This is a genomic window from Pseudomonas yangonensis, from assembly GCF_009932725.1.
Taxonomy (GTDB): Bacteria; Pseudomonadota; Gammaproteobacteria; order Pseudomonadales; family Pseudomonadaceae; genus Aquipseudomonas; species Aquipseudomonas yangonensis.
The window spans coordinates 76,354-102,689 of sequence record NZ_BLJU01000007.1 but is presented as its reverse complement, the minus strand read 5'-3'; the positions used below and the strand labels follow the sequence as shown (position 1 = coordinate 102,689).

At 62.4% G+C, this 26,336-nt stretch carries 23 protein-coding genes; 15 read left to right on the top strand and 8 right to left on the bottom strand.

Features of this window, described 5'->3' with window-relative positions:
* Positions 1-181: 181 nt before the first annotated feature.
* From GYB81_RS11860 to GYB81_RS11825, 8 genes are all read left to right on the top strand, one after another.
* The gene (locus GYB81_RS11860) at positions 182-3,010 is read left to right on the top strand and encodes a 2-oxoglutarate dehydrogenase E1 component (RefSeq protein ID WP_161865468.1); all 2,829 of its coding nucleotides are present in this window, start codon (positions 182-184) and stop codon (positions 3,008-3,010) included.
* Positions 3,011-3,075: 65 nt separating this feature from the next.
* On the top strand, positions 3,076-4,311 hold the full coding sequence (gene odhB, locus GYB81_RS11855) for a 2-oxoglutarate dehydrogenase complex dihydrolipoyllysine-residue succinyltransferase (RefSeq protein ID WP_161865469.1): 1,236 nt from the start codon (positions 3,076-3,078) through the stop codon (positions 4,309-4,311).
* Between the two features lie 66 nt (positions 4,312-4,377).
* Entirely contained in the window at positions 4,378-5,814 is a 1,437-nt protein-coding gene (lpdA, locus tag GYB81_RS11850) for a dihydrolipoyl dehydrogenase (RefSeq protein ID WP_161865470.1), read from the top strand.
* A gap of 245 nt (positions 5,815-6,059) precedes the next feature.
* On the top strand, positions 6,060-7,226 hold the full coding sequence (gene sucC / locus GYB81_RS11845; protein WP_013715386.1) for an ADP-forming succinate--CoA ligase subunit beta: 1,167 nt from the start codon (positions 6,060-6,062) through the stop codon (positions 7,224-7,226).
* Positions 7,226-8,113, top strand: coding sequence for a succinate--CoA ligase subunit alpha (gene sucD, locus GYB81_RS11840; protein ID WP_003240843.1), 888 nt, complete (start codon positions 7,226-7,228; stop codon positions 8,111-8,113). The genes sucC and sucD overlap by 1 nt, the downstream gene beginning before the upstream one ends.
* A 354-nt stretch (positions 8,114-8,467) precedes the next feature.
* Complete coding sequence (gene brnQ, locus GYB81_RS11835; protein ID WP_161865471.1) at positions 8,468-9,781, top strand: branched-chain amino acid transport system II carrier protein; 1,314 nt, start codon at positions 8,468-8,470, stop codon at positions 9,779-9,781.
* Between the two features lie 104 nt (positions 9,782-9,885).
* The gene (locus tag GYB81_RS11830) at positions 9,886-10,620 is read left to right on the top strand and encodes a DUF599 domain-containing protein (RefSeq protein WP_161865472.1); all 735 of its coding nucleotides are present in this window, start codon (positions 9,886-9,888) and stop codon (positions 10,618-10,620) included.
* Positions 10,617-11,009 (top strand): MAPEG family protein, encoded by a 393-nt coding sequence (locus GYB81_RS11825; RefSeq protein ID WP_161865473.1) that lies wholly within the window; start codon positions 10,617-10,619, stop codon positions 11,007-11,009. Before GYB81_RS11830 ends, GYB81_RS11825 begins: the two co-directional genes overlap by 4 nt.
* Before the next feature lie 69 nt (positions 11,010-11,078).
* Here GYB81_RS11825 and GYB81_RS11820 read toward each other — a convergent pair whose 3' ends face one another.
* Both GYB81_RS11820 and GYB81_RS11815 read right to left on the bottom strand, forming a co-directional pair.
* Positions 11,079-11,414, bottom strand: coding sequence for a hypothetical protein (locus tag GYB81_RS11820; RefSeq protein WP_233787560.1), 336 nt, complete (start codon positions 11,412-11,414; stop codon positions 11,079-11,081).
* Positions 11,415-11,511: 97 nt separating this feature from the next.
* Positions 11,512-11,787, bottom strand: coding sequence for a hypothetical protein (locus GYB81_RS11815; protein ID WP_161865474.1), 276 nt, complete (start codon positions 11,785-11,787; stop codon positions 11,512-11,514).
* A 147-nt stretch (positions 11,788-11,934) separates the two neighbouring features.
* On the opposite strand from GYB81_RS11815, the gene GYB81_RS11810 reads away from it, so the two are divergent.
* From GYB81_RS11810 to GYB81_RS11780, 7 genes are all read left to right on the top strand, one after another.
* Positions 11,935-12,387: a PaaI family thioesterase gene (locus tag GYB81_RS11810; RefSeq protein ID WP_161865475.1), complete on the top strand. Its 453-nt coding sequence runs from the start codon at positions 11,935-11,937 to the stop codon at positions 12,385-12,387.
* Positions 12,384-12,830 carry a PaaI family thioesterase gene (locus GYB81_RS11805; protein WP_024308057.1) on the top strand — a complete coding sequence of 149 codons (447 nt, stop codon included), beginning with the start codon at positions 12,384-12,386 and terminating at the stop codon, positions 12,828-12,830. Before GYB81_RS11810 ends, GYB81_RS11805 begins: the two co-directional genes overlap by 4 nt.
* A 60-nt stretch (positions 12,831-12,890) precedes the next feature.
* The gene (locus GYB81_RS11800; RefSeq protein ID WP_161865476.1) at positions 12,891-14,138 is read left to right on the top strand and encodes an MFS transporter; all 1,248 of its coding nucleotides are present in this window, start codon (positions 12,891-12,893) and stop codon (positions 14,136-14,138) included.
* Between the two features lie 84 nt (positions 14,139-14,222).
* Positions 14,223-16,121 carry a molecular chaperone HtpG gene (htpG, locus tag GYB81_RS11795; protein ID WP_161865477.1) on the top strand — a complete coding sequence of 633 codons (1,899 nt, stop codon included), beginning with the start codon at positions 14,223-14,225 and terminating at the stop codon, positions 16,119-16,121.
* Between the two features lie 134 nt (positions 16,122-16,255).
* Positions 16,256-19,948, top strand: a complete 3,693-nt coding sequence (locus GYB81_RS11790) for a PAS domain S-box protein (protein ID WP_161865478.1) — start codon at positions 16,256-16,258, stop codon at positions 19,946-19,948.
* Complete coding sequence (locus tag GYB81_RS11785) at positions 19,945-20,949, top strand: response regulator (protein WP_161865479.1); 1,005 nt, start codon at positions 19,945-19,947, stop codon at positions 20,947-20,949. The genes GYB81_RS11790 and GYB81_RS11785 overlap by 4 nt, the downstream gene beginning before the upstream one ends.
* A 95-nt stretch (positions 20,950-21,044) precedes the next feature.
* Positions 21,045-21,833 (top strand): dienelactone hydrolase family protein, encoded by a 789-nt coding sequence (locus GYB81_RS11780; RefSeq protein WP_161865480.1) that lies wholly within the window; start codon positions 21,045-21,047, stop codon positions 21,831-21,833.
* A 59-nt stretch (positions 21,834-21,892) separates the two neighbouring features.
* Here the strand turns inward: GYB81_RS11780 and GYB81_RS11775 are convergent, their stop codons facing one another.
* From GYB81_RS11775 to GYB81_RS11750, 6 genes are all read right to left on the bottom strand, one after another.
* Positions 21,893-22,672 carry a DUF4394 domain-containing protein gene (locus tag GYB81_RS11775; protein ID WP_161865481.1) on the bottom strand — a complete coding sequence of 260 codons (780 nt, stop codon included), beginning with the start codon at positions 22,670-22,672 and terminating at the stop codon, positions 21,893-21,895.
* Positions 22,673-22,856: 184 nt separating this feature from the next.
* Positions 22,857-23,570, bottom strand: a complete 714-nt coding sequence (locus GYB81_RS11770; RefSeq protein ID WP_161865482.1) for an anti-sigma factor — start codon at positions 23,568-23,570, stop codon at positions 22,857-22,859.
* Positions 23,567-24,115, bottom strand: coding sequence for a sigma-70 family RNA polymerase sigma factor (locus GYB81_RS11765; RefSeq protein WP_024308065.1), 549 nt, complete (start codon positions 24,113-24,115; stop codon positions 23,567-23,569). Before GYB81_RS11765 ends, GYB81_RS11770 begins: the two co-directional genes overlap by 4 nt.
* Before the next feature lie 94 nt (positions 24,116-24,209).
* Positions 24,210-25,016, bottom strand: a complete 807-nt coding sequence (locus tag GYB81_RS11760) for an XAC2610-related protein (RefSeq protein WP_161865483.1) — start codon at positions 25,014-25,016, stop codon at positions 24,210-24,212.
* Between the two features lie 53 nt (positions 25,017-25,069).
* Positions 25,070-25,930, bottom strand: a complete 861-nt coding sequence (locus tag GYB81_RS11755; RefSeq protein WP_161865484.1) for a pirin family protein — start codon at positions 25,928-25,930, stop codon at positions 25,070-25,072.
* The gene (locus GYB81_RS11750; protein WP_161865485.1) at positions 25,927-26,328 is read right to left on the bottom strand and encodes an OsmC family protein; all 402 of its coding nucleotides are present in this window, start codon (positions 26,326-26,328) and stop codon (positions 25,927-25,929) included. Before GYB81_RS11750 ends, GYB81_RS11755 begins: the two co-directional genes overlap by 4 nt.
* Positions 26,329-26,336: the final 8 nt, after the last annotated feature.

Below are 26,336 nucleotides of genomic sequence, written 5' to 3'. Positions count from 1 at the left end.
CTCAGCCCACAAAGCCGCGGCTCATACTCGAAAAATATGACGACCAGCAGGGGCATCCGGGCTGGTACCCGGACTATCTGCGGGAACCCAATTGGCTTTATCCGAGTCGCAGCAACATGACTTTGATTGGAGCCATGCGGTATTCACGCCGGTGGTGTCCCCTTACCGAGGGTGACCAAGCATGCAAGAAAGCGTGATGCAGCGCATGTGGGACAGTGCCCACCTATCCGGTGGCAACGCTGCCTACGTGGAAGAGCTCTACGAGCTCTACCTGCACGATCCCAACGCTGTGCCAGAAGAGTGGCGCACATACTTCCAGAAGTTGCCGACCGGCAGCGCTGCAACGGACGTGTCGCATTCGACCATTCGCGATCATTTCGTCCTGCTCGCCAAGAATTCGCGTCGTGCCCAGCCGGTTTCCGCCGGGGCCGTCAGCAGCGAGCACGAAAAGAAGCAGGTGGAAGTTCTGCGTCTGATCCAGGCCTACCGCATGCGTGGCCATCAGGCCGCCCAGCTCGACCCTCTGGGTCTGTGGGTGCGCACTGCGCCGTCTGACCTGTCGATCAATCACTACGGCCTGACCGACGCGGATCTGGACACCACTTTCCGCACCGGTGAGCTGTACATCGGCAAAGAGGAGGCAACGCTACGCGAAATCCGCGATGCGCTGCAGCAGACATATTGTCGCACCATCGGTGCCGAGTTCACCCATATCGTCGATTCCGGTCAGCGCAACTGGTTCGCCCAGCGCCTGGAAAGCGTGCGCGGTCGCCCGCAGTTTTCCGCTGAGGTGCAGGCGCACGTGCTCGAGCGCGTTACCGCTGCCGAAGGTCTGGAAAAGTACCTGGGCACCAAGTACCCGGGCACCAAGCGTTTCGGCCTGGAAGGCGGCGAAAGCCTGATTCCGCTGCTGGACGAGATCATCCAGCGTTCGGGTTCCTACGGCACCAAGGAAATCGTCATCGGCATGGCCCACCGTGGCCGTCTGAACGTCCTGGTCAACACCTTCGGAAAGAATCCGCGCGACCTGTTCGACGAGTTCGAAGGCAAGAAGACCGAAGGGCTGTCCTCCGGTGACGTGAAGTACCACCAGGGCTTCTCGTCCAACGTCATGACTGCCGGCGGCGAAGTGCACCTGGCGCTGGCGTTCAACCCCTCGCACCTGGAAATCGTTTCCCCGGTGGTCGAGGGTTCGGTACGTGCCCGTCAGGATCGCCGCAACGACGCCAGTGGCGACAAGGTGCTGCCGATCTCCATCCACGGCGATGCGGCATTCGCCGGTCAGGGCGTGGTCATGGAAACCTTCCAGATGTCGCAGACTCGCGGCTACAAGACTGGCGGTACCATCCACATCGTGATCAACAACCAGGTTGGTTTCACCACCAGCCGTCCGGAAGATGCGCGCTCCACCGAGTACGCTACCGACGTCGCCAAGATGATCCAGGCGCCGATCTTCCACGTGAATGGCGATGATCCGGAAGCCGTGATGTTCGTCACCCAGCTGGCCGTCGATTACCGCATGCAGTACAAGCGCGACGTGGTCATCGACCTGGTCTGCTACCGCCGCCGCGGCCACAACGAGGCTGACGAGCCGAACGGCACCCAGCCGCTGATGTATCAGCAGATCGCCAAGCAGCGCACCACTCGTGAGCTGTACGCCGACGCCCTGATTGCTGCTGGCTCGCTGAGCAGCGATGACGTGCAGGCCAAGATCGATGACTACCGTACTGCGCTGGACAACGGCCAGCACGTGGTCAAGAGCTTGGTCAAGGAGCCCAACAAGGAACTGTTCGTCGACTGGCGTCCGTACCTGGGCCACGCCTGGACCGCGCGTCACGATACCCGTTTCGACCTGAAGACCTTGCAGGATCTGTCCTCCAAGCTGCTGGAAATTCCGGAAGGCTTCCTGGTTCAGCGTCAGGTGGCGAAGATCCTCGAAGACCGTCAGAAGATGGGTGCGGGCGGCTTGCCGATCAACTGGGGCTTCGCCGAAACCATGGCTTATGCCACGCTGCTGGTCGAGGGTCACCCGATCCGCATGACCGGCCAGGACATCGGGCGCGGCACCTTCTCGCACCGTCATGCGGTGCTGCATAATCAGAAGGACGCCTCGACCTACGTTCCGCTGAAGAACCTGTACGAAGGTCAGCCGAAGTTCGAGCTGTACGATTCCTACCTCTCCGAGGAAGCCGTACTGGCATTCGAATACGGCTATGCCACCACCACGCCGAATGCGCTGGTGATCTGGGAAGCCCAGTTCGGCGACTTCGCCAACGGCGCCCAGGTGGTATTCGACCAGTTCATCTCCAGCGGCGAGACCAAGTGGGGCCGTCTCTGCGGTCTGACCGTTCTGCTGCCGCATGGCTATGAAGGGCAGGGGCCTGAGCACAGCTCGGCGCGTCTGGAACGCTACCTGCAGCTGTGCGCCGAGCACAACATGCAGGTTTGCGTGCCGACCACCCCGGCGCAGGTCTACCACATGCTGCGTCGCCAGGTGATCCGTCCGCTGCGCAAGCCGCTGGTGGTCCTGACTCCGAAGTCGTTGCTGCGTCACAAACTGGCCATCTCGACCCTGGAAGATCTGGCCGAAGGTTCCTTCCAGACCGTGATCGGCGAGATCGATTCGCTGGATCCGAAGAAGGTCGAGCGCATGATCCTGTGCAGCGGCAAGGTTTACTACGACCTGCTGGAGAAGCGTCGTGCCGAGGGTCGCGAAGACATCGCCATCGTGCGTATCGAGCAGCTCTATCCGTTCCCGGAAGACGACCTGGCCGAAGCACTGGCGCCGTACAAGAACCTCAAGCACATCGTCTGGTGTCAGGAAGAGCCGATGAACCAGGGCGCCTGGTACTGCAGTCAGCACCACATGCGTCGTGTCGCCACCGCACACAAGAAGTCGTTGTTCTTGGAGTACGCCGGTCGTGATGCGTCGGCAGCGCCGGCTTGCGGTTATGCCTCGATGCACGCGGAGCAGCAGGAAAAACTGCTGCAGGACGCCTTTACTGTTTAACGCCTTCATCCGTCAGGTGGCAGGTGCCACCTGGCGGTAAAACCGAATTTAAGGAAACGCATACAATGGCTATCGAGATCAAAGCCCCAACCTTCCCGGAATCGGTTGCCGACGGCACCGTGGCCACCTGGCACAAGAAGCCGGGCGAAGCGGTCAAGCGCGATGAGCTGATCGTCGACATCGAAACCGACAAGGTGGTGATCGAAGTCCTGGCCGAGGCCGATGGTGTCCTGGCTGAAATCATCAAGAACGAAGGCGACACCGTTCTCTCCAACGAGCTGCTGGGCAAGCTGACCGAAGGTGGCGCTGCCGCCGCTGCTCCGGCAGCCGCTCCGGCCGCCGCCGCTGCTCCAGCCCAAGCCGAGGCTGCTGCTCCGGCTGCCGCCGCAGGCGACGACGCCATCCTCTCGCCGGCCGCGCGCAAGCTGGCCGAAGAGAACGGCATCGACCCGAACAGCATCGCCGGCACCGGTAAAGGTGGCCGCGTGACCAAGGAAGACGTGGTCGCTGCTGTCGAAGCCAAGAAGAACGCTCCGGCTGCCGCTGCCAAACCAGCCGCTGCTCCGGCTGCTGCCGCTCCGGTCGTCGCCACTGGCGATCGCACCGAGAAGCGTGTGCCGATGACCCGCCTGCGCGCCAAGATCGCCGAGCGCCTGGTCGAAGCTCAGTCTTCCATGGCCATGCTGACCACCTTCAACGAAGTGGACATGACCGAAGTCATGGCGCTGCGTTCGAAGTACAAGGACCTGTTCGAGAAGTCCCACAATGGCGTGCGCCTGGGCTTCATGTCGTTCTTCGTCAAGGCTGCTACCGAGGCGCTGAAGCGCTTCCCGGCCGTCAACGCGTCGATCGACGGCAACGACATCGTTTACCATGGCTATGCGGACATCGGCGTTGCCGTTTCCAGCGACCGTGGCCTGGTAGTTCCGGTACTGCGTAACGCCGAGCTGATGAGCCTGGCTGAAATCGAAAGTGGCATCGCCACCTTCGGCAAGAAGGCGCGCGACGGCAAGCTGTCGATCGAGGAAATGACCGGCGGCACCTTCACCATCACCAACGGTGGTACCTTCGGCTCGATGATGTCGACTCCGATCGTCAACCCGCCGCAGGCTGCGATCCTGGGTATGCACAACATCATCCAGCGTCCGATGGCCATCAACGGTCAGGTGGTGATTCGTCCGATGATGTACCTGGCGCTGTCTTACGACCATCGCCTGATCGATGGTAAGGAAGCCGTGACCTTCCTGGTGACCATCAAGAACTTGCTTGAAGACCCGGCTCGCCTGCTGCTGGAAATCTAAAAGCCAGTCTCCTCCACGACGGCCCTGTTTTCAGGGCCGTCCGGTTTATTCGAGAAGGAATACGTTATGACCCAGAAATTCGACGTGGTAGTCATCGGTGCCGGCCCTGGTGGCTACGTAGCCGCCATCAAAGCAGCGCAGCTCGGTCTGAAGACCGCCTGCATCGAGAAATACCAGGGCAAGGACGGCAAGATCGCTCTCGGTGGTACCTGCCTGAACGTCGGCTGCATTCCCTCCAAGGCGTTGCTGGACAGCTCCTGGAAGTACCATGAGGCGAAGGAAGGCTTCGCCGTGCACGGCATCGAAGCCAAGGGCGTCACCATCGACGTTCCGGCGATGATCGGGCGCAAGGCCAACATCGTTAAGAACCTGACCGGCGGCATCGGCGCACTGTTCAAGGCCAACGGCGTGACCCTGCTCGAAGGCCACGGCAAGCTGCTGGCCGGCAAGCAGGTCGAAGTCACCGGTACCGACGGCAAGACCCAGGTGGTCGAAGGCGCCCACGTGATCATCGCCTCCGGTTCCAAGCCGGTCGAGATCCCGCCGGCCCCGGTCGATCAGGACGTGATCGTCGATTCCACCGGCGCCCTGGAATTCCAGAGCGTGCCGAAGAAGCTGGGTGTGATCGGTGCGGGCGTGATTGGTCTGGAGCTGGGTTCGGTCTGGGCCCGCCTGGGCGCCGAAGTGACCGTGCTGGAAGCCATGGACAAGTTCCTTGCCGCCGCCGATGAGCAGATCGCCAAGGAAGCTCAGAAGACCCTGACCAAGCAGGGCCTGGACATCCGCCTGGGCGCGCGCGTCACCGCTACCGAAGTCAAGAAGAAGCAGGTGACCGTCACCTTCACCGATGCCAATGGCGAGCAGAAGATGGTGTTCGACAAGCTGATCGTGGCCGTCGGCCGTCGCCCGGTGACCACCGATCTGCTGGCTGCCGATAGCGGCGTGGATCTGGACGAGCGTGGTTACATCTTCGTCAACGACCAGTGCGAAACCAGCGTTCCGGGCGTATACGCCATCGGTGACGTGGTGCGCGGCATGATGCTGGCTCACAAGGCGTCGGAAGAGGGCGTGATGGTCGCCGAGCGCATCGCCGGCCACAAGGCGCAGATGAACTACGACCTGATCCCGTCCGTGATCTACACCCACCCGGAAATCGCATGGGTCGGCAAGACCGAGCAGCAGCTCAAGGCCGAAGGCATTGCCGTCAATGTCGGCACCTTCCCGTTCGCTGCCAGCGGCCGTGCCATGGCTGCCAACGATACCGGTGGTCTGGTCAAGGTCATCGCTGACGCCAACACCGACCGCGTACTGGGCGTTCACGTGATCGGCCCAAGCGCTGCCGAACTGGTGCAGCAGGGTGCGATCGGCATGGAATTCGGCACCAGCGCCGAAGACCTGGGCATGATGGTCTTCTCCCACCCGACTCTGTCCGAGGCGCTGCACGAAGCTGCCCTGGCGGTGAATGGTGGCGCGATCCATATCGCCAACCGCAAGAAGCGCTAAGCGTCAGAAGTGGCTGGGCCGTCAGCCCAGCCACACAAATTGTTGTAAGCCGCCATGGTAGGCGGGGCGTCGCGTAATCGCCCCATCGCTGCGGCGGTGTTTGCAAGCAGAACCACGTCGGGTGGCCCGCGTCGAGTTCGACTCGCGGCGGAAGGCCCGGCGGACTGCTTCGGCAGTCACAGGTGGCGCGGTATCACAAGTACAGCGCCGAATGCGCAATACCTAAACGAAGACGGTAGACAAGCATGAATCTTCACGAGTATCAGGGTAAGCAGCTGTTCGCTGAATACGGCCTGCCCGTATCCAAGGGCTTCGCGGTAGACACCCCCGAAGAAGCCGCAGAAGCCTGCGAAAAGATCGGCGGCAGCGAGTGGGTCGTCAAGGCTCAGGTCCACGCTGGTGGCCGCGGCAAAGCCGGTGGCGTAAAGCTGGTCAAGAGCAAAGAAGACGCCAAGGCCTTCGCCGCCAATTGGCTGGGCAAGCGTCTGGTGACCTACCAGACTGACGCCAATGGTCAGCCGGTCAGCAAAATCCTGGTCGAATCCTGCACCGACATCGCCAAGGAACTGTACCTGGGCGCCGTCGTGGACCGCTCCAGCCGTCGCATCGTGTTCATGGCTTCCACCGAAGGTGGCGTGGACATCGAGAAAGTGGCCCACGAAACCCCTGAGAAGATCCTCAAGGCCACCGTCGATCCGCTGGTCGGCGCGCAGCCGTACCAGGGCCGCGAGCTGGCTTTCCAGCTGGGTCTGGAAGGTGATCAGGTCAAGCAGTTCACCCACATTTTCGTTGGCCTGGCCAAGCTGTTCCAGGACTACGACCTGGCTCTGCTGGAAGTGAACCCGCTGGTGATCAAGGCTGACGGCAACCTGCACTGCCTGGATGCCAAGATCAACATCGACTCCAACGCCATGTACCGTCAGCCCAAGCTGCGCGCCATGCACGACCCGTCCCAGGACGATCCGCGTGAAGCCCATGCGCAGAAGTGGGAGCTGAACTACGTTGCGCTGGAAGGCAACATCGGTTGCATGGTCAACGGTGCCGGCCTGGCCATGGGCACCATGGACATCGTCAACCTGCACGGCGGTCAGCCGGCCAACTTCCTCGACGTAGGTGGTGGCGCGACCAAAGAGCGCGTGACCGAAGCGTTCAAGATCATCCTCTCCGATGACAACGTCAAAGCCGTTCTGGTGAACATCTTCGGCGGTATCGTTCGTTGCGACATGATTGCCGAAGGCATCATCGGCGCCGTGAAAGAAGTCGGCGTGAAGATCCCGGTGGTCGTCCGCCTGGAAGGTAACAACGCCGAGCTGGGCGCCAAGGTCCTGGCTGACAGCGGTCTGAACATCATCGCGGCAACCAGCCTGACCGACGCTGCCCAGCAGGTCGTCAAGGCCGCGGAGGGTAAGTAATGAGCATCCTGATCAACAAAGACACCAAGGTCATCTGCCAGGGCTTCACCGGCTCGCAGGGCACCTTCCACAGCGAACAAGCCATCGCCTACGGCACCAAGATGGTCGGCGGCGTTACTCCGGGCAAGGGTGGCAGCACTCACCTGGGCCTGCCGGTGTTCAACACCGTCAAGGAAGCCGTGGAAGCCACTGGCGCTGAAGCGTCGGTGATCTACGTTCCGGCTCCGTTCTGCAAGGACTCGATCCTGGAAGCGGCCAACGGCGGCATCAAGCTGATCGTCTGCATCACCGAAGGCATCCCGACCATCGACATGCTGGAAGCCAAGGTCAAGTGCGACGAACTGGGCGTACGCCTGATCGGCCCGAACTGCCCGGGCGTGATCACTCCCGGCGAGTGCAAGATCGGCATCATGCCGGGTCACATCCACCTGCCAGGCAAAGTCGGCATCGTGTCCCGTTCGGGCACCCTGACCTACGAAGCCGTGAAGCAGACCACCGACGCCGGCTTCGGCCAGTCCACCTGCGTGGGCATCGGCGGTGATCCCATCCCGGGTTCCAACTTCATCGACATCCTGAAGCTGTTCCAGGAAGATCCGAAGACCGAAGCGATCGTCATGATCGGTGAGATCGGCGGTTCGGCGGAGGAAGAAGCGGCTGCCTTCATCAAGGCCAACGTCACCAAGCCGGTGGTTTCCTACATCGCTGGTGTGACCGCTCCTCCCGGCAAGCGCATGGGCCACGCTGGCGCCATCATCTCCGGCGGCAAGGGCACTGCAGACGAGAAGTTCGCTGCACTGCAGGACGCGGGTGTGAAAACCGTGCGTTCCCTGGCTGACATCGGCAAGGCCCTGGCCGAGCTGACCGGCTGGGAAGTCAAGAACGCCTAAGCGTTTCTGACCCTCGCAAAAAGGCCACCTTCGGGTGGCCTTTTTGTTGCTGACGCTTTTATGCAAGCCGGCTTTTCTGGCCAGGAGCAGGTTGAGAAGGCAAGAATTGTGCGATTGGCCTTGCGCCAACTGTTATCGATGCGACAGGCAGTTACGCCAGTTCGACAGCTCGCCCCGCAACTGTGCTGCTGCAGAGCGCTTTTCGTTAGTATTCGCGGCTTACCGTGTCCGTGGCGCCACAAGCGCCTGGCGATGCATGCAGTGGTTCGAGCCATACGCTCGGGCGACGTTTCCCGAATCCCTCAAGGAAACCTCCCGCAACTCTTCGATTTCCTGCTTGTGGTATTTCCCCTTATGACTCGTTTGAAAGGCTCGGACCTCCTGGCCCTCGGCTTTATGACCTTTGCGCTGTTTCTGGGCGCCGGTAATATCATCTTTCCGCCCAGCGCCGGTCTGGCGGCTGGCGAGAATCTGCTTCCCGCAGCGCTCGGCTTTCTGTTGACCGGCGTCGGCCTGCCACTGCTGACCGTTGTGGCCTTGGCGCGTGTCGGCGGCGGCATGGACCTGCTCACAGCACCCCTGGGCAGGATTGCCGGCGCCATCCTCGCGGTAGCGGTGTACCTGGCTATCGGCCCGCTGTTCGCCACGCCGCGCACGGCTGTGGTTTCGTTCGAGATGGGCATCGCGCCGTTCACCGGTAACGAAGGCACGCCGCTGCTGATCTACACATTGGTGTACTTCGCTGCGGTGTTGTTCCTCTCTCTCAATCCGGGGCAACTGGTCGATCGCATCGGCAAGTTCATCACCCCGGTACTGCTGGCTGCGTTGCTGGTGCTGGGCGGCGCTGCCTTGTTCGCTCCGGCCGGCGAGATCGGCGTGGTCGCCGAGAATTATCGTGAGGCGCCGCTGGTGCAGGGCTTCCTGCAGGGTTACCTGACCATGGATACCCTGGGTGCACTGGTCTTCGGTATCGTCATCGCCAGCGCCATTCGTGATCGCGGCATCAGCGATGCCGGGCTAGTGACCCGCTACTCGGTGATCGCCGGCATCATCGCCGCCATCGGTCTGTCGCTGGTGTATCTGGCGCTGTTCTACCTCGGCGCCACCAGCCAGGGTATCGCCGGTGATGCGCAGAACGGTGTGCAGGTACTGACCACCTATGTGCAGCACACCTTCGGTACCACTGGCAGCCTGCTGTTGGCTGTGGTCATCACCCTGGCATGCCTGACCACCGCGGTTGGCCTGCTGACCGCCTGTGGCGAGTTCTTCAGCAAACTGCTGCCGGTGTCCTATCGCAGCGTGGTGATCGTCTTTGGGCTGTTCAGCCTGGGCGTGGCCAATCAGGGCCTGACCCAGCTGATCAGTTTCTCCATTCCGGTGCTGGTCGGTCTGTATCCGCTGGCCATCGTTCTGGTTGCCCTGAGCCTGGCCAATCGTCTGTGGCTTTCCCAGGCGCTGGTGTTCATGCCGGTGATGGCCGTTACGCTGGTCTTCGGTATTGCCGACGGTGTTGCCGCGACCCCTTGGGCAGACAAGGTTCCCGCCTGGTTCGGACAATTGCCGCTGGCCGGTCAGAGCCTGGGCTGGCTGGTGCCGGTGGCGGTAACCCTGGCCGTGGTGGTGGTGCTGGATCGCATCCTCGGCCTGCGCCAGAGCGCCACGGCTTAACTCCTGAGCGAAACAAACAAGGCTGCCCACAAGGCGGCCTTTTTTGTGGCGCAAGAAAACGGGGCGGCTGGCTATAATCGGCAGCAGTCTTACAAGGAGTTGGCATGCTCAACAGCTATCCGTACCTGCCTCATATTCTGGCTGCACTCTGGTTCGTCATCTGCTGGGGCGGCTATACCCGCTACGCTTCGGTCAAGGCGCAAACCACCCCGTGCCTTGCCAGCGTCCTGCATCTGTACCGTGAAGACTGGATGCGCCGCATGCTGCTGCGTGACAACCGCATCGCCGATGCCAACGTGATCGGCAACCTCGAGCGCAACGCGTCGTTCTTCGCCTCCAGCACGCTGATCATCCTGGCCGGTATTCTCACCGTGCTGGGTGCCTCCGACCGTGCGCTGTCGCTATTGGCCGACATTCCCTTCGTGCAGCAGGCCAGTCGTGGGCTGTCGGAAATCAAGCTGTTGTGCCTGGGTATCATCTTCGTCTATGCCTTCTTCACCTTCAGTTGGTGCATGCGCCAGTACAACTTTGCAGCGGTGCTGGTGGGCTCGGCGCCGATGGTAGGGGAGCGGCACGTGACCGAGCAGGAACGCAAGGCCTTCGGCGAGCGCACGGCTCGCGTGATTTCCATGGCCGCCAACCAGTTCAACTTCGGCTTGCGCGCCTATTATTTCGGTATGGCGACACTGGCCTGGTTCATCAACCCCTGGTTCTTCATGCTGGTGACTGCCGGTGTGGTGCTGGTGCTGTATCGCCGAGAGTTTCATTCGGATGTGCTGGAAGTGATGGTCTATACCCCAACGCCGGCCGCCGAGGTGGCCAAGGAGAAGAGTGAATGAGCATTCCGTTCTGGTGCGTGTTCATCAGCGCCTTGTTGATCTTCATCGCCAAGGCGCCGCTGGCCAAAGCCATGGCCGAAGAGGGCGGCGGGCGCTATGACAATCATCATCCGCGTGCGCAGCAGGCGCGCCTGACCGGGTTCGGTGCCCGTGCCCTGGCCGCCCATCTCAACAGCATCGAGGCATTTCCCTTGTTCGCGGCTGGCGTGTTGATGGCGCACACCACGCAAACCTACGGCTTTCTGATCGACGCGCTGGCGATCACCTTCGTCGTCAGCCGCGTGCTTTATCTGCTGTTCTACTGGTGGGACCTGCACTGGCAGCGCAGTCTCGTGTGGGTGGTGGGTCTGGCCTGCAGCCTGCTGCTCATGCTCAGTTCGGCGCTGTAAAACGCGATTGGCAGAAACGACAAGGCCCGCTTCGAGCGGGCCTTGTCGTTCCAGCGAAGAAGAGGGGGCTTATCGGCCTTCGGCCGCGTCACTGATCTCGTCACCGGCGTCGTCGATCGCGTCGGCAGCGTCGTCAGCGGCATCCTCGATCTTCTCGCCCGTGGTCGGTTCGGTGCCCATCACTTCATCGGTTTTCTGTTCGATGGCTTCACCGGCTTGCTCAGCTGCTTCACCCATGGATTCGGCCGCTTCGGAAACGGACTCTTTGGCGGACTCCATCTTGTCTTCAGCGGATTGTTCACAAGCCGCCAGGCCTAACATGGCCGCGAGCAGCAGGGCATAGGTAAATGGTTTTTGCACGGTTACGTCTCCAAGTGTGATGCGGATGATGGCATGTGGCGTCATCCGTGCTACTTGGAGCGAGCAAGCGAAGCGAAGTTCCGAGGCGCAGAAAAACCGAACCCGCACAGTGGGTGCGGGTTCGGCGCTGAGTCAGTGCGGATTACTGATTGGCCGGCTCGGCTGGCGCTGCAGATGGGGTGGCCGGCTGTCCCGATTCATTCTGAGGGGCTGGCATCGGCTCCGGAGTTTGTTGGCGTTGCTCCTCGGCCCGTTCCTGGGCCGCTTCGTTACGCTCCTCAGCCGCTTCGTTCAGCGACTCCTGCGCCTCGGACTGCGCTTCACGGGCGTCTTCGGCGGCATTCTCGGAGGGTTTGTCACAGGCAGCCAGGCCCAGGGTGGCAGCTAGCATGACGGCATAAGCGAGTGTTTTCTGCATGTTGTTCTCCTTGGGAAAAATGCCATTACATTTTTTCGAAAGAGCAGAGCGTCATAAGTTCATTGTCGTTGCGTTCGACAGGTCGTGCCGCGTCCGTTACCTGGCGCTATCATGCGCGACCTTGCGTCGCCATCATGAGGTAAGAGGATGAGCACTTCCCCAGTTCTGGATCGCGCCCAGCGCTTTCTGTCGGCCCTGCGCCATTGCCAGGTGCTCGGCCTGCAGGTGCATACGGCAGGCGCCGAGGGCCTGACGCTGCGCCTGCCGTACAGCCAGCATATCGTCGGTAACCCGGACAGCGGGGTGATCCACGGCGGTGCGATCACCACATTGATGGACACTACCTGCGGCATTTCCACCGTGTGCGTGCTGCAGGAGTTCGAGATCTGCCCGACCCTGGATCTGCGCATCGACTATATGCACCCGGCCGAGCCGGGCAAGGATGTGTTCGGTTTCGCCGAGTGCTACCGGGTCACGCCTCATGTCATCTTCACCCGCGGCTACGCCTATCAGGACGATCCCGAGCAGCCCATCGCCCACGTGGTCGGAACCTTCATGCGCATGGGCAAGGTCAGTGCGGGCAAGGGAGCAAAGGCATGAGCGAGCTGAATCTGGAGCAACTGGTGGCGCGCGCCCATCAGGAAAATGACTACGACCCGCTGATCAACCTGATTCCCTATGCCAAGCTGCTCGGCATCGAGTGCCTGCGCCTGGGTGACGACATGGTCTTCCGCCTGCCAGCCAACCAGGACTGTATCGGCAACCCCATGCTGCCGGCGCTGCACGGCGGGGTGATCGCCGGTTTCATGGAGCATGCCGCCATGCTGCATCTGCTGATGTTCATGGGCATTCCACATTTGCCGAAAATCATCGACTTCTCGATAGATTACCTGCGCGCCGGTCATTATCGTGACACCTATGCGCAATGCCAGGTCTGGCGCCAGGGGCGGCGGGTGGCCAACGTGGCGATCACCGCCTGGCAAACCACCCAGACCGAGCCCATCGCCACCGCCCGCGCCCACTTCAAGGTCGATGAACCCTGAGTTGTGCCTGGCAACCTGTGCGGCTTGGCAGCGCAGCAAATAAAGACAAGGACTCTGTAGATGGATGCGTTGCTGATTATTGGTGGCCTGCTGCTGATGCTGGCCGGTCTGGTCTGGCTGGTGATGCGCGCTTTCGCCACCAGTCTGTTGTGGGGGTGGGGCAGTCTGATACCGCCGATCACGCTGTTCTACATCATCCGTCACTGGGCGCGTGCCCGCAGCGCGGTCGCGCTGGTCGGACTTGGCGTCATTCCCCTGGTGGTGGGTCTGACGCTGCTCGCCAGCAAGGACGCCGAGCGTCTGGCAGCGATCATTCGCCTGGACTGGCTCAAGCCGGAAGTACAGGCGCCGGCGGAGTTGGCCATCGATCTGGCCGGTGAGCTCAATGGCCAACCATTTCGACCGCAGCAGGGTGAGCTGATCGACGGCGTGCTGGTGCTGCGCGAGGGGCTCGACTTCTTCGCCCAGCGCGAACTGAACATTCGCCTGCCGCAGCCTGTCGACGGCCCGGTGCGTGTCGACGTCCTGCCGCAGGACAACGGCAACTTGCCGGAGGTGGAGCTGAGCTGGTTGCTGCCGGAGCAGGACTTGCCCGAGGCGCGCCGTCTGAGCCGAGGTTACACCCTACATCTGGATCTGCAGCCCCAGGCGCCGAACCGCCTTGTCGGCGACTTCCATCTGGTATTGCCGCCTCGCTTCAAGACCAGCCTCAGTGGTCGTGTCGAGCTTTACCGTGATCGTCTGCGTTATGTCGATGGCCAGGTCGATGCGCGTTTCGATTCCCGCGACACCATCGCCCATGTGTTGCACGATTACCTGCAACGGCGCTTCGCCACACGCGAAGTGCGCGAGTTGAAGCTGCCGGTATTCACCTTCGAGGGTGATGCTCTGGAGCTGCAGGTCGAGGCGCAGATCGACGGGCGTAGCGAGCGCCTGCCGGTGCGTCTGCAAAAGCGTTCCGAGCAGGGTTGGGCCGTGGATGGGGATCGTTTCCCACCGTTGCCAGCCATCGGCGCGGCCCAGGCCGAGCGGCCGCGGGAAGTGGCTACGGGCGAGGAACGTCTGAGCCGCCCGGCCGACCGTCGGCAGCGCTTCAGCCTGGCGCGTCTGCAGCGCAACCCGGAGCAGTATCGCAACCTCAGCATGCGCCTGAGCCGTGCCAGCGGCGGCACGGTCGAGGGCCGTTTCGTCGGCATCGACGTCGACGGCAGTATTCGTCTGGCCCAGCAGATGGGCAGTGGCGGCGGGCAGGCCAGTTTCAGTTTCCGGCCGGAAGAAATCGGCCGTCTGGAGCTGCTCGAACCCTAAGCCCTTGAAATTGATCATACTGCCCCCATCTGCAGGACATCCGCCGCTCGCGCGGCATAGTCCTGCATGTGGAGTTAGACGACCATGAGTGTGGAAACTCAAAAAGAAACCCTGGGCTTCCAGACCGAGGTGAAGCAGCTGCTGCACCTGATGATCCATTCGCTGTACTCGAACAAGGAAATCTTCCTGCGCGAGTTGATCTCCAACGCCTCCGACGCCGCCGACAAGCTGCGTTTCGAGGCGCTGGCCAAGCCCGAGCTGCTCGAAGGCGGCGCCGAGCTGAAAATTCGCCTGAGCTTCGACAAGGACGCCAAGACCGTCACCCTTGAGGACAACGGCATCGGCATGAGCCGCGAGGAAGTGATCACCCACCTGGGCACCATCGCCAAGTCCGGCACTGCTGATTTCCTGAAGAACCTCTCCGGCGACCAGAAGAAGGATTCGCATCTGATCGGCCAGTTCGGCGTAGGCTTCTACTCGGCCTTCATCGTCGCCGACAAGGTGGAAGTTTTCACCCGTCGCGCCGGTCTGTCGGCCGCCGAGGGCGTGCACTGGGCGAGCCAGGGCGAGGGCGAGTTCGAGGTCGCCACCATCGACAAGGCCGAACGCGGCACGCGTATCGTTCTGCACCTCAAGAGCGGCGAAGAAGAGTTCGCCGATGGCTGGCGCCTGCGCAACATTGTCAAGAAGTACTCCGACCATATCGCGCTGCCCATCGAGCTGCCGAAGGAGCACCACGGTGACGACAAACCCACGGACGTCGAGTGGGAAACCGTCAACCGTGCCAGCGCCCTGTGGACCCGTCCGCGTACCGAGATCAAGGACGAGGAATACCAGGAGTTCTACAAGCACGTCGGCCATGACTTCGAGAATCCGCTCTCCTGGAGTCACAACAAGGTCGAAGGCAAGCTGGAGTACACCTCGCTGCTGTACGTGCCGGCTCGTGCGCCGTTCGACCTGTACCACCGCGAAGCGCCCAAGGGACTCAAGCTCTACGTGCAGCGCGTGTTCATCATGGATCAGGCCGACCAGTTCCTGCCGCTGTACCTGCGCTTCATCAAGGGTGTGGTCGATTCCAACGACCTGTCGCTGAACGTTTCCCGCGAAATTCTGCAGTCCGGCCCGGTCATCGATTCGATGAAATCGGCGCTGACCAAGCGCGTGCTGGACATGCTGGAGAAACTGGCCAAGGACAAGCCGGACGACTACAAGACCTTCTGGAAGGCATTCGGTCAGGTGCTCAAGGAAGGCCCGGCGGAAGACTTCGCCAACAAGGAGAAAATCGCCAGCCTGCTGCGTTTCGCCTCCACCGCTGGTGAGGGTGACGAGCAGTCCGTATCGCTGGCCGATTACCTTGGCCGCGTCAAGGAAGGCCAGGACAAGATCTACTACCTCACCGGCGAAAGCTACGCGCAGATCAAGAACAGCCCGCATCTGGAAGTCTTCCGCAAGAAGGGCATCGAGGTGCTGCTGCTCACCGATCGCATCGACGAGTGGCTGATGAGCTACCTGACCGAGTTCGACGGCAAGCAGTTCGTCGACGTGGCGCGCGGCGATCTGGATCTGGGCAAGCTGGACTCGGAAGAGGACAAGAAGGCCCAGGAAGAAGTCGCCAAGGCCAAGGAAGGGCTGATCGAGCGCCTCAAGGGTGCGCTGGGTGAGCAGGTTGCCGAGGTGCGTGTTTCGCATCGCCTGACCGACTCGCCGGCGATCCTCGCCATCGGCGAGCAGGACCTGGGCCTGCAGATGCGCCAGATCCTCGAGGCCAGCGGCCAAAAGGTGCCAGACGCCAAGCCCATTTTCGAGTTCAACCCGGGCCACCCGCTGATCGAGCGTCTGGACGCCGAGCCAGATGAGGATCGCTTCGCTGATCTGTCGCACATCCTCTTCGATCAGGCTGCACTGGCCGCAGGAGACAGCCTGAAAGACCCGGCCGCTTATGTGCAGCGCCTGAACAAACTGCTGGTCGAACTCTCCGCCTGATCGACAAAGCTACAGACAAGCCCGCTTCGGCGGGCTTTTCTATGGGTGCGATAGATCAGCTTTGATTGACAAGCGCGGCCCCGTCGTTTCAGATGCTGGCAATTAGCCGGCGTCCTGTCGCTTCCTGGGGTTGTATGTCGATTTTCGAGCTGTTCTTCATCATGGGCGCGGATCCCGGTGTCCTCGTGCTCAGTCGTTACGACACCTCACTGGTGCTGCTGTCGCTGGCCATTGCCGTGTTCGCTGCCGGCATGGCCTTGCAACTGGCCGGCGAGGCGCGTGACAGTTCGCACCCGCTCGCTCGGCAGGTCACCATCTTCACCGGCTCACTGGCTCTGGGCGGCGGTATCTGGTCCATGCACTTTCTTGGCATGCTCGCATTCGAGCTGTGCGCAGCCGTGCGTTTTGACCTGGGTATAACCCTGCTTTCCATGTTGCCTAGCCTTGGCGCCTCCTGGGTTGCCCTGAGTCTTCTGGCGCGGCGTGATTTGACCCTGCTGCAACTGTGCGTCGGCGGCGTGCTGGTTGGAGCCGGTATCGGTGCCATGCATTACAGTGGCATGGCAGCGATGCAGATGGCACCGCTGCTGCGCTATGACCCCTGGATGTTCGCATTGTCGATTGTCGTGGCTGTAGCCCTGGCGATTCTGGCGCTATGGGTGCGTTTCGGCCTCGAAGGACGCTTGCCGGCACGCTGGACGCTCGTCCTGAGCGCCTTGGTGATGGGGCTGGCGATCAGCAGCATGCACTACACTGGCATGGCGGCGGCGCGTTTCGTAGGCATGCCTGAATCGTCAGCGCCGATGGCCGTGGTCGACAGTGGTTATATCGCCATCGCCATTACGCTATTGACGGTTGCGCTCACGGTCTTCGTCGTGGCCGTCAATACGCTGTTGCGCTATCGACGCATGAGCCTTCAGCTCAAGGCCAGCGAACAGCATTTGCGCTCGATCTTCGATACGGCACTGGATGCCATCATCACCGTCGATCACAGAGGCACGCTGCGTTCGGCTAACCGTGCGGTATCGCGTCTGTTCGGCTGGACGCCGCAAGAGCTCGTAGGCATGCATATGAGCTTGCTGATGCCGGCTCGCCATGTCGGTCAGGTGGAAGGATTGATGGCTGACTACCTGCGAACGGGGCAGCTGACCTTACCCGCGGGTGAGCAGGAGCTGGTCTGCCTGACCAGGGATGGCCAAGAGAAGCCGGTGCGCATCAGCGTCGGCGTCACGCATGCCGGTAGCCGTCCTCTATTCGTGGTGTTCGTTGCCGATATCAGCGACAGACAATCCATGGAGAAGGCGCTGCGTGACAGTGAGCTGCAGTACCGCTCGTTGATCAGCAATATTCCGGGGGTCTCGTTTCGCTGTCTGCTGGATCGGGACTGGAGCATGCTTTTCATCAGCGATGCGGTGCAGGCGCTGACGGGGTGGAGCGCCGAGGATTTCATCAGCCGTCGCTGCTCGATCTCCGACATGTATCACCCTGACGACTACTCGCGCGTCGCCATGGAGGTCACGCAAGCCATCGAACAGGGGCAGAACTATTCCGTCGAGTATCGCTTGTTCGACCGCCAGGGTACCGAGCACTGGGTCTGGGAAAGCGGCAGTGCCGTATGCGACGAACAAGGCATCCCGCGCTGGATCGACGGCGTGCTGATCGATCAGTCAGAGACCAAACGGCGTAATGCCGAATACGAAGGCAAGGTCACGGCCATCAGCAAGGCCATGGCGCTTATCGAATTCGACCTCGACGGCAACATCCTCGATATAAACGATAACGCCCTGGCGCTGTTTGGCTACGAGCGTGATGAGGTGGTCGGGCACCATCACGCCATATTCTGCGACCCCGAGCTGGTTGCCAGTGACACCTATCGCCAGGTTTGGCAGGATTTGCGCGCCGGACAGTTCCGCACGGGCGAATACCGCCGTATCAGCAAGGGCGGCGGTGAGGTCTGGATTCAGGCCAGCTACAACCCGATCCTCGACACCGACGGCAAACCGTTCAAGGTGGTGAAGCTGGCGACCGACCTGACGCCCCGCCGTGTAATGGAGCAGGAGCTGCGTACCGCGCGTGATCGTGCCGAAGCGGCGGCTGCCGCACGCAGCAGCTTCCTGGCCAATATGAGCCACGAAATTCGCACGCCGATGAATGCCATCATCGGCTTTACCGATCTGCTGCTGGAAACGCCCTTGTCCCCGGAGCAGCGCCGCCACTTGAGCACCGTGCAGCATTCTTCGCGTTCGCTGCTGGGGCTGCTCAATGACATTCTCGACACAGCCAAGCTCGACCGTGGTGCCATCGAGCTGGAGCAACTGGATTTCTCCCTGCGCGAACTCTGCGAACAGGTGCTTGCAACGCAGCGCCTGACGGCAGAAAGCAAAGGACTGCAGCTGTATCTGGATTATCCGCCAGCGGTCTGCGAGTTCTTCAATGGCGACCCGTTGCGGCTGCAGCAGGTGCTAGCCAACCTGCTGGGCAACGCGGTCAAGTTCACATCGCAGGGTGAGGTATGCCTGAAGGTGTCCGGCGAGCCGGGGGCGATGCGCCTGGCGGTGAGGGACACCGGCATCGGCATCGCTGCCGACCGCCTGGAGAAGATCTTCGAGCCTTTCGCGCAGGCTGACGCGTCGATGAGCCGGCGCTTTGGCGGTACTGGCCTCGGTACCACCATTTCGCGGCAACTGGTCGAGCTCATGGGCGGACGCCTGAAGGTAGAAAGCAGCGAAGGGCAGGGCAGCTGCTTCAGCGTCGAGCTGCCGCTGCGTGCCGGCAAGCGCCTGGCGTCGCAGCCGCGTGCGCAACTGCCTGAGCTGGGCCGGCTGCGTATTCTGGCCGCCGATGACGTGCCGCAGAACCTGGAGCTGTTACAACTGTTGCTGGAGAGCCTCGGCCATCGTGTGCGGGGTGTCGCCGACGGCGAGGCAGCGCTGCAGGCCTTCACCGAAGAGCGCTTCGACCTGATCCTGATGGACGTACAGATGCCTGGCGTCGACGGCCTGGAAGCCTCGCGCCGGATTCGACAACTTGAAGCTGCCGGCGGTGGCGCGCCAATACCAATCATCGCGCTGACCGCCAGCGTGCTTGACCACGACCGCCAGGCAGCGCTCGATTCGGGCATGAACGGCTTCGCCTCGAAGCCGCTGGATATCAGTGCGCTGCTCTGGGAAATCGCGCGCCTGCTCGGGCCCACAGCAGTAACCGGTGCGGTGAGCGGCGCCACGCCGGTCATCGAGGATGGCCTGTTCGACTGGGTACGCGGCAGCAGCCTGTGGGGTGGGCCGTTGCGTATGGCTCAGGCGATCAAGGCCTTCATTGACGAGCAGCAGGACCTGGCCTTGCGCCTTGGTCAGCTTCTGGCTGTACGCGACTGGGAGGCGGGCAGGGCCCTGGCGCATCGTCTGCACGGTGCGGCCGGCAACCTGGCCATGAACAATCTCGCCGCCCTGGCGCGCTCCATAGAGCGGGCGTTCGAAGCGCAGGATGAGCGCGTGCTGCATGCCTTGCTCGAAGAGCTCGAGCAGTCCCTGAGGACGGTCAGGGAAGTAGTGCCGCAGGTGCCGGAGGCGTCAAGCTCGGCCAACAGCTCGGCCGTCGATCTTTCCCTCTTGCGTGAGCAGGCGAACCACTTGCGACGTGCGCTACAGCGTGGCGGTCTGGACGACGAAACTCTGGCTGCAATGGTGCATGCTACGGTTGCTACACCCTACTACGCTGTCCTGAATGACCTGCGTCAGGTGCTGGATGACTTCAATTTTGACCAGGCACTGCGGCTGCTCGATCAACTGTTGCTGCAATTGCAGGACGAGGAAACCACTCCATTATGACCTTGGCTGCCGATACTCGCCCGCTGTTGCTGCTGGTCGATGACGAACCCACCAACCTGCAGGTGCTGCGTCATATCCTGCAGGACGACTATCGCCTGCTGTTCGCCAAGGAAGGCGCACGGGCGCTGGAAATGGCCGAGCGCGAGTTGCCTGATCTGATCCTGCTCGATGTGATGATGCCGGGCATGACCGGCTACGAGGTGTGCGAGACGCTCAAGGCCAATCCGCTAGTGCAGGCAATTCCGGTTATCTTCGTCACTGCGCTGGGCGATGTCGACGACGAAGCGCGCGGCTTCGAGGTCGGCGCGGTGGACTACATCACCAAGCCGGTCAGCCCGCCCATCGTTCGTGCTCGCGTGCGGACTCATCTGTCGCTGGTGCGTGTCGATGAGCTCAAGCAGACCCGCCTGCAGATCGTCCAGCGTCTGGGGATGGCCGCCGAGTACAAGGACAACGAGACCGGCCTGCACGTCATTCGCATGAGCCATTTTTCCAAGGTGCTGGCGTTGGCCGCAGGCTTCAGTGAAAGCGCCGCCGAGGAACTGCTCAACGCCGCACCGATGCATGATGTCGGCAAGATCGGCATTCCCGATGCCGTGCTGCGCAAGCCTGGAAAGCTCAACGACGAGGAATGGCAGGTGATGCGTCAGCATGTCGAGATCGGTGCGCGGATCATCGGCGAGCACAGCTCCGGGCTGCTGCGCACGGCGCAACGGATCGCTCTGTCGCACCATGAGAAGTGGGACGGCAGCGGCTATCCCAACGGTCTGCGTGGCGAAGACATTCCGCTTGAGGGGCGTATCGTCGCCATCGCCGACGTGTTCGATGCGCTGACCAGCGTGCGTCCTTACAAGCAGGCCTGGCCCGTGGACGATGCCGTAGCTTTCCTGCGTGAACAAAGCGGTCGCCACTTCGATCCGCGGCTGGTTGAGCTGTTCATTGGCTGCCTGCCGGAAATCCTGCTGATCAAGGAACGTTGGGCTGAGCAGCCTTCTGCTTGAAACCTCCTGTGTGAATCCTGCTGGCGGCGCATTTGGCGATTGTGCTGCGCGCGGCTATTGTTAGGGGCCTACCATTGCCAAGGGCAGGCCTCACCATGCAGAAGAAGACACTGGTTCCCCTGTTGTGCGCCGCTTTCGCCGGTCTTGCCGATGCGGCCGTCGTGACCAAGACGATTCCCTACGAGATCGATGGCGAAGCCTTCGAAGGCGTGCTGGTATACGACGACTCGGTGACCACGCCGCGGCCCGGGCTGCTCGCCGTTCCCAACTGGATGGGAGTGAACGAGGACACCGTGGCCAAGGCTGCCCGCGCAGCGGGCGACAAGTACGTGGTGTTCGTCGCCGATATGTACGGCAAGTCCATTCGCCCCAGCAATGCCGAAGAGGCTGGTGCTGCGGCCGGCAAGGTACGCGCCGATCGCCCGCTGATGCGCAAGCGCGCCCAGGCCGCAGTGGACGTGCTCAAGGCGCAAAGCAACGAGGTGGCGCTGGACCTCGACCGGCTGGGCGCCATTGGTTTCTGCTTCGGTGGCGGTACGGTACTGGAACTCGCGCGTTCGGGCGCGCCGTTGAAAGGCTTCGTGTCCTTCCACGGCAATCTGGATACGCCCAACCCGAGTGATGCGAAGAACATCAAGGCGCCAGTGCTGGTGCTGCACGGGGCAGATGACCCGGCCGTGCCGCAGGAGCAGGTCGACGGTTTCATTGCCGAGATGAAGGCGGCCAAGACCGACTGGCAACTGGTCAGCTATGGCGGCGCGGTGCACTCGTTCACAAACCCCAAGGCCAATGTTCCCGGGCGCAACGAGTACCATCCGGTGGTGGCCGCGCGGGCATTCAAGGCGATGAACGATCTGTTCGATGAGGTGTTCGCCGAGCAGTAACAGCGGTTTGTCACGCGTTGCACAAAAGGCTGCGCCCGCTGAGCGCAGCCTTTTTCATCTTACTTCGCGGGCAATGCGGCGATGTCGATGATGCCCTCCGGAAGATCGGCGATGTCACCCAAGGTGGTGGGCTTGCCGCTGGTCAGATCCAGCTGATGCAGGGTCTTGCCGGTCAGCACGTAGGCGGTGTTGCCACCCTTGCCATCGCTGACGATGTCCATGGCGGCCGCCTCGAGGCCATCGGCGATCTTGCCGACTTCCTGCTGCACGCCATCGTTCGGCGGGTTCTGCAACATCAGGCTGCCGCTGGCCAGGTCGATATTATACAGCGCCGTGCTCTTCGTTCCGGCATAGGAGTTGGTGTAGGCGCCCGCCACGACTTTTGCCTGCTTGCCGGCGTAGGGGCCATCGGCTGCATAGGCCAGCTTGCCGTCCACGGCCGCTTCTCCGGTGTCGACATTCACCCTCAGGTTGGTGCCGTCCGGGCTCATCAAGCGCAGACGGTCGGCCACCGGATTGAAGTCGACCACCGCCTGGCCGCTGCCTGGCAGCGCGGTTTGCAGCTTGCTGCCTGCGGTTGCCTTACCGCTGGCTGCGTCCAGGGTATAGAGCTGATCGGTGCCGCCGAGGAGGTAGACCTGGCCGCTGGCCGGGCGCACATCCAGGCCGCGCAGATCGCTGGCGCCGCTGACCTTCATGCTGGCAGTGACCTTGAGGCTGGCGACATCGACCTTGAACAGCTTGCCATCGGCGCTCAGTGCGAGCAGTTCGGTGGCGCTGGCGGCACCTGCGCTCAGGGTCAGCAGGCCGGCGGCGCAGAGGGTAGTGATGCTTTTCATGGTTGTTCCTCATAAAAGGTTTAGCATCGAGACGAAACCGGCGAGCCGGTTTCGCAGGTGCCTCGACGAAACACCTGTGAGCTATACCCGCGAGGAACGGTGCTGGATGTCGGGAGATGAAAATATTTTCTCGCTGAGCGCTTGGCTGCTTGAAAGGCTGCCGGCCGCCTGGCCGGCAACTTCCTCAGTTGGCGCTGGACAGTACGGCTCGACCGATGTACAGCACCGGGCCGCTAGGCCGGTCGTATGGCGAGCCACCGGCCGGTTCCAGGGTCAGCTCGAAGAGCTGGCCGGCCTGCACGGCGCCGATTTGCTCGGCTGACAGGCGCAGCGGCTGGCCGGCTTCGACCAGGCCCAGCGAACGCGGGCCGTCGGCCGGATCGATCAGCGTCCAGAACTGCAAGGTGCGCCCTTCAGGCACCTGGTCGGCAACCAGCGGATCGAGCAGCAGCGCGCCATCGCGATCGACCTGGATGACCCAGCCTGGCTTGGCCGCTTCGCCCGGTTGCTGCAGCACCACGGTAAAGCGTTCGCCGGTGATATCCGGGGTGCGCAGCAGCGGCATCAGCACGGCGACCAGCAGTGCCATCGCCAGCGCGGCGGCGGTCAGGCGCCAGGTCAGCAGGCTGTTCCACCAGTGAGCCAGCGGGCTGGCGCGTGGCGCATCGCGAAGGCCCAGACTTTGCCGAATGCGCGGCCAGAGTGCCGATGAGGGGGCTTGTGCCGGCACCTGGTCGCTCAGTTCGAGAAAGTACCGTTCCCATTCCAGTGCCATACGGGCGGCCTGTTCATCCTCTTCGAGCAACTGGCGTAGCTCGGCCGCCTCCTGCCCATCGAGCAGACCTAGCAGGTACTCGCCGATCAGGGCGCGACGTTCTTCGGGGTCATGCGGAATCATGCTTGCAGACACTCCTGCAGCGCGCGCAGGCCGGCGCGAATACGGCCTTTGATGGTGCCCAGCGGTGTGCTCAGGCGGCTGGCGATCTGCTCGTGGGTCAGGCCACGGTAGAAGGCCAGCAGAATCGGATGGCGGCGGGGCTTTTCCAGACGTTGCAGGCAACTGCGCAGCAGGCGTCGCTCGGATTGCTGCAGCGCCTGTGCTTCGGCCTGCGGGCTGTCGTCCAGCACGCGCTCGATGAACTCATCGTCGACCTCGGCATGTCGGCCGCCACTGCGCAGGGCATTGAGCACGCGGTAGCGCAAGATGCTGTGCACCCAGGCACGGCCGCTGCCCAGATCGCGTCGATAACGCGCAGCGTGTTGCCAAATGCGTACGAAGGCGTCGTGCAGACAGTCCTCGGCAAGGTCGCGTCGGCCCAGCATACTGATGGCCAGGCCGAGCAGTTGTCCGGCCTCCTGCCTGTAGAGAGCCTGGAAGGCATGCTCGTCTGCACGTGCGCAGGCTTCCAGGGTACTTTCGTAATCGAACTCGCGATCTGCCATGGGTCATCCGTTGGCCTGGGAAATCCGCATGCAGCTTATACCCTTGAGCGCGCGTCCCGGATCACGCAGTCGTAACAAAAAAGACGATCACCGTTCACCGCTCATAAGCCTCATCGAGTGACACCCAGCGCTCCAGCGTGCCCTTGCGCGAGTCGTAGCGGATCAGCAGCCAGTTTCCTTGCTGGTCCAGCACCTCGCAGACATCGCCCTCGATCAGGTAGGCCCTGCTCCGACTCGCTTCGTCCGGGCGCTCATGCAGGTACAGGCGCGCGTTGGGTACCGTCCAGGTTTGCGGGCGGTCATCGTCGTCGAGGGCGCGACTGGCGATGATCCTGCCTTGAGGGTCGAGCGTTTTCTCGAACACTGGAAAGAACACCGGGACGTCAGGGTCGTAGCCTTGGTTGACGTGCAGGGTCTTGTACAGCCATGGGGCGCCCGATTCATCGAAACGATAGGCGTCGTAATACCAGCGCGGCCCGCTGCGGCAGTGACTGTAGAGCGCTCGTTCCTCATTGTTGGGCTGCAGTTCCGACAACCACGAACAGTTGGCGCGCTCCATCAGCGCCGACGGCATCTGTAACTGCTCGAAGCGGCGCAGGGCCGGACGGTAGAGATAAACGTGGTAGGCAGAGTTGACCATCCCGACTGGCACGCGGATCGCCAGGTCCGGGTAATCGTCGAAGTCGTAGTCCTCGATATCGAAGCTTGGCGCCTCCTCTGCATCGTTGCCTTCGGGAATGCTCAGTTCGAGGCGGCTGCCGTCGGGTTGCTGCAGAAAATAGCGTTCGCCTTGCTGCTGTACCTGGGCAAGGTGTCCTGGTTCAGGTTCGAATCGGGGAAGGTCGGCCAGGGCCAGCGTGGGCAACAGCAGCAGGCCGAAGAAAGGGCGATAGAGGGGCAAGAGGGCAGTCCTTTGCGAGTGACAGGCGCTTTGTGCGCCTGTCGCCATTGGCGTCAGCGCGGCAGTTCGATGCGCGTGGTTTCACCGGGTACCTGTGGCCAGTCGCCTGCGGCCCAGCGCTGGCGCGCCTGGTCGATCAGCTCTGGAGTGCTGGCGACGAAGTTCCAGTTCATCCGCCTTGGGCCGATGGGCTCGCCGCCGATCAGCGCCAGATGGCATTCACCGCAGGCGCTGAGCAGTGGCGTTGCGCCGGCTGGTATAACCGCCATGGCGTGCGCGGGCAGGGGTTCGCCGTCGAGCTCGGCTTCGCCGTCGATCAGGTACAGGGCCCGCTCGCTGTACTCGTCCGGGATCAGCAGGCTGGCTCCGGCAGTCAGGCGCAGTTCGGCATAGAGCGTCGGAGAGCGAACCGGCACCGGCGACGCGAGGCAGAAGCCGCTGCCGGCGATCAGGGTGATCTGCACGCCCATGGCATCGCTGCGTGGCAGCGACGCGGCAGGATGATAGCTGTAGGCCGGTTCGCACTGTTCCTCGGCTTCCGGCAGCGCCAGCCAGACCTGCAGGCCGTGCGCGCGCTTGTTCTGCCCGAGCTGTGACGGTGGTGTGCGTTCGACATGCGCTACCGCACGTCCGGCGGTCATCCAGCTGACGTCGCCAGGGCCGACCAGTTGATCGGAGCCCAGGCTGTCCTTGTGCTGCAGCTGGCCTTCGAACAGATAGGTGAGGGTGGACAGACCGATATGCGGATGTTGGGCAATATTGAGGCCGCTGCCGGCCGGGTAGTCCTGCTCGAGCATATGGTCGAAGAAGACGAAGGGGCCAATGCTGCGAAAACGCGCCGAGGGCAGTGGGCGCAGAATCGGCTGGCCGGCGATGTCTTCGGCGCGCGGGCGGATCAGCTGCAGCTCGCTCATGCCTCGGCTCCGCTCAGGCGGGTTTCCACCTGGATATCGGTGGTGGTCATCAGCTTGTGGATCGGGCACTTGTCGGCCACGCGCAGCAATTGCTGGCGCTGTGCCTCGTCCAGCGGCCCCTTGAGCGAAAGCTCGATGATCAGGCGGTAGTTACCTTCACGCTCCTCGCTGTCGTCACGTTCGACGCTGACGTCGATGCCTTCCAGCGGCAGGCCGCGCTGGCGTGCATAGAGCAGAAGGGTCATGGCCTTGCAGGTACCGAGCGAGGCGTCGAAGAGATCGTGCGGATCGGGGCCCGCGCCGTCACCGCCAAGTTCGGTCGAGACATCGCCGAGGAGCTGGTGGGTACCGATTTCGATCTGCTGCTGCAGGCCTTTGCTGTTGTGGATACGGATCATGGGGCTTC

Coding starts and splice junctions, on each gene's coding strand:
- GYB81_RS11860 (WP_161865468.1), top strand. CDS start 182: ATGCAAGAAAGCGTGATGCAGCGCATGTGGGACAGTGCCCACCTATCC.
- odhB (WP_161865469.1), top strand. CDS start 3,076: ATGGCTATCGAGATCAAAGCCCCAACCTTCCCGGAATCGGTTGCCGAC.
- lpdA (WP_161865470.1), top strand. CDS start 4,378: ATGACCCAGAAATTCGACGTGGTAGTCATCGGTGCCGGCCCTGGTGGC.
- sucC (WP_013715386.1), top strand. CDS start 6,060: ATGAATCTTCACGAGTATCAGGGTAAGCAGCTGTTCGCTGAATACGGC.
- sucD (WP_003240843.1), top strand. CDS start 7,226: ATGAGCATCCTGATCAACAAAGACACCAAGGTCATCTGCCAGGGCTTC.
- brnQ (WP_161865471.1), top strand. CDS start 8,468: ATGACTCGTTTGAAAGGCTCGGACCTCCTGGCCCTCGGCTTTATGACC.
- GYB81_RS11830 (WP_161865472.1), top strand. CDS start 9,886: ATGCTCAACAGCTATCCGTACCTGCCTCATATTCTGGCTGCACTCTGG.
- GYB81_RS11825 (WP_161865473.1), top strand. CDS start 10,617: ATGAGCATTCCGTTCTGGTGCGTGTTCATCAGCGCCTTGTTGATCTTC.
- GYB81_RS11820 (WP_233787560.1), bottom strand. CDS start 11,414: ATGACGCCACATGCCATCATCCGCATCACACTTGGAGACGTAACCGTG.
- GYB81_RS11815 (WP_161865474.1), bottom strand. CDS start 11,787: ATGCAGAAAACACTCGCTTATGCCGTCATGCTAGCTGCCACCCTGGGC.
- GYB81_RS11810 (WP_161865475.1), top strand. CDS start 11,935: ATGAGCACTTCCCCAGTTCTGGATCGCGCCCAGCGCTTTCTGTCGGCC.
- GYB81_RS11805 (WP_024308057.1), top strand. CDS start 12,384: ATGAGCGAGCTGAATCTGGAGCAACTGGTGGCGCGCGCCCATCAGGAA.
- GYB81_RS11800 (WP_161865476.1), top strand. CDS start 12,891: ATGGATGCGTTGCTGATTATTGGTGGCCTGCTGCTGATGCTGGCCGGT.
- htpG (WP_161865477.1), top strand. CDS start 14,223: ATGAGTGTGGAAACTCAAAAAGAAACCCTGGGCTTCCAGACCGAGGTG.
- GYB81_RS11790 (WP_161865478.1), top strand. CDS start 16,256: ATGTCGATTTTCGAGCTGTTCTTCATCATGGGCGCGGATCCCGGTGTC.
- GYB81_RS11785 (WP_161865479.1), top strand. CDS start 19,945: ATGACCTTGGCTGCCGATACTCGCCCGCTGTTGCTGCTGGTCGATGAC.
- GYB81_RS11780 (WP_161865480.1), top strand. CDS start 21,045: ATGCAGAAGAAGACACTGGTTCCCCTGTTGTGCGCCGCTTTCGCCGGT.
- GYB81_RS11775 (WP_161865481.1), bottom strand. CDS start 22,672: ATGAAAAGCATCACTACCCTCTGCGCCGCCGGCCTGCTGACCCTGAGC.
- GYB81_RS11770 (WP_161865482.1), bottom strand. CDS start 23,570: ATGATTCCGCATGACCCCGAAGAACGTCGCGCCCTGATCGGCGAGTAC.
- GYB81_RS11765 (WP_024308065.1), bottom strand. CDS start 24,115: ATGGCAGATCGCGAGTTCGATTACGAAAGTACCCTGGAAGCCTGCGCA.
- GYB81_RS11755 (WP_161865484.1), bottom strand. CDS start 25,930: ATGAGCGAGCTGCAGCTGATCCGCCCGCGCGCCGAAGACATCGCCGGC.
- GYB81_RS11750 (WP_161865485.1), bottom strand. CDS start 26,328: ATGATCCGTATCCACAACAGCAAAGGCCTGCAGCAGCAGATCGAAATC.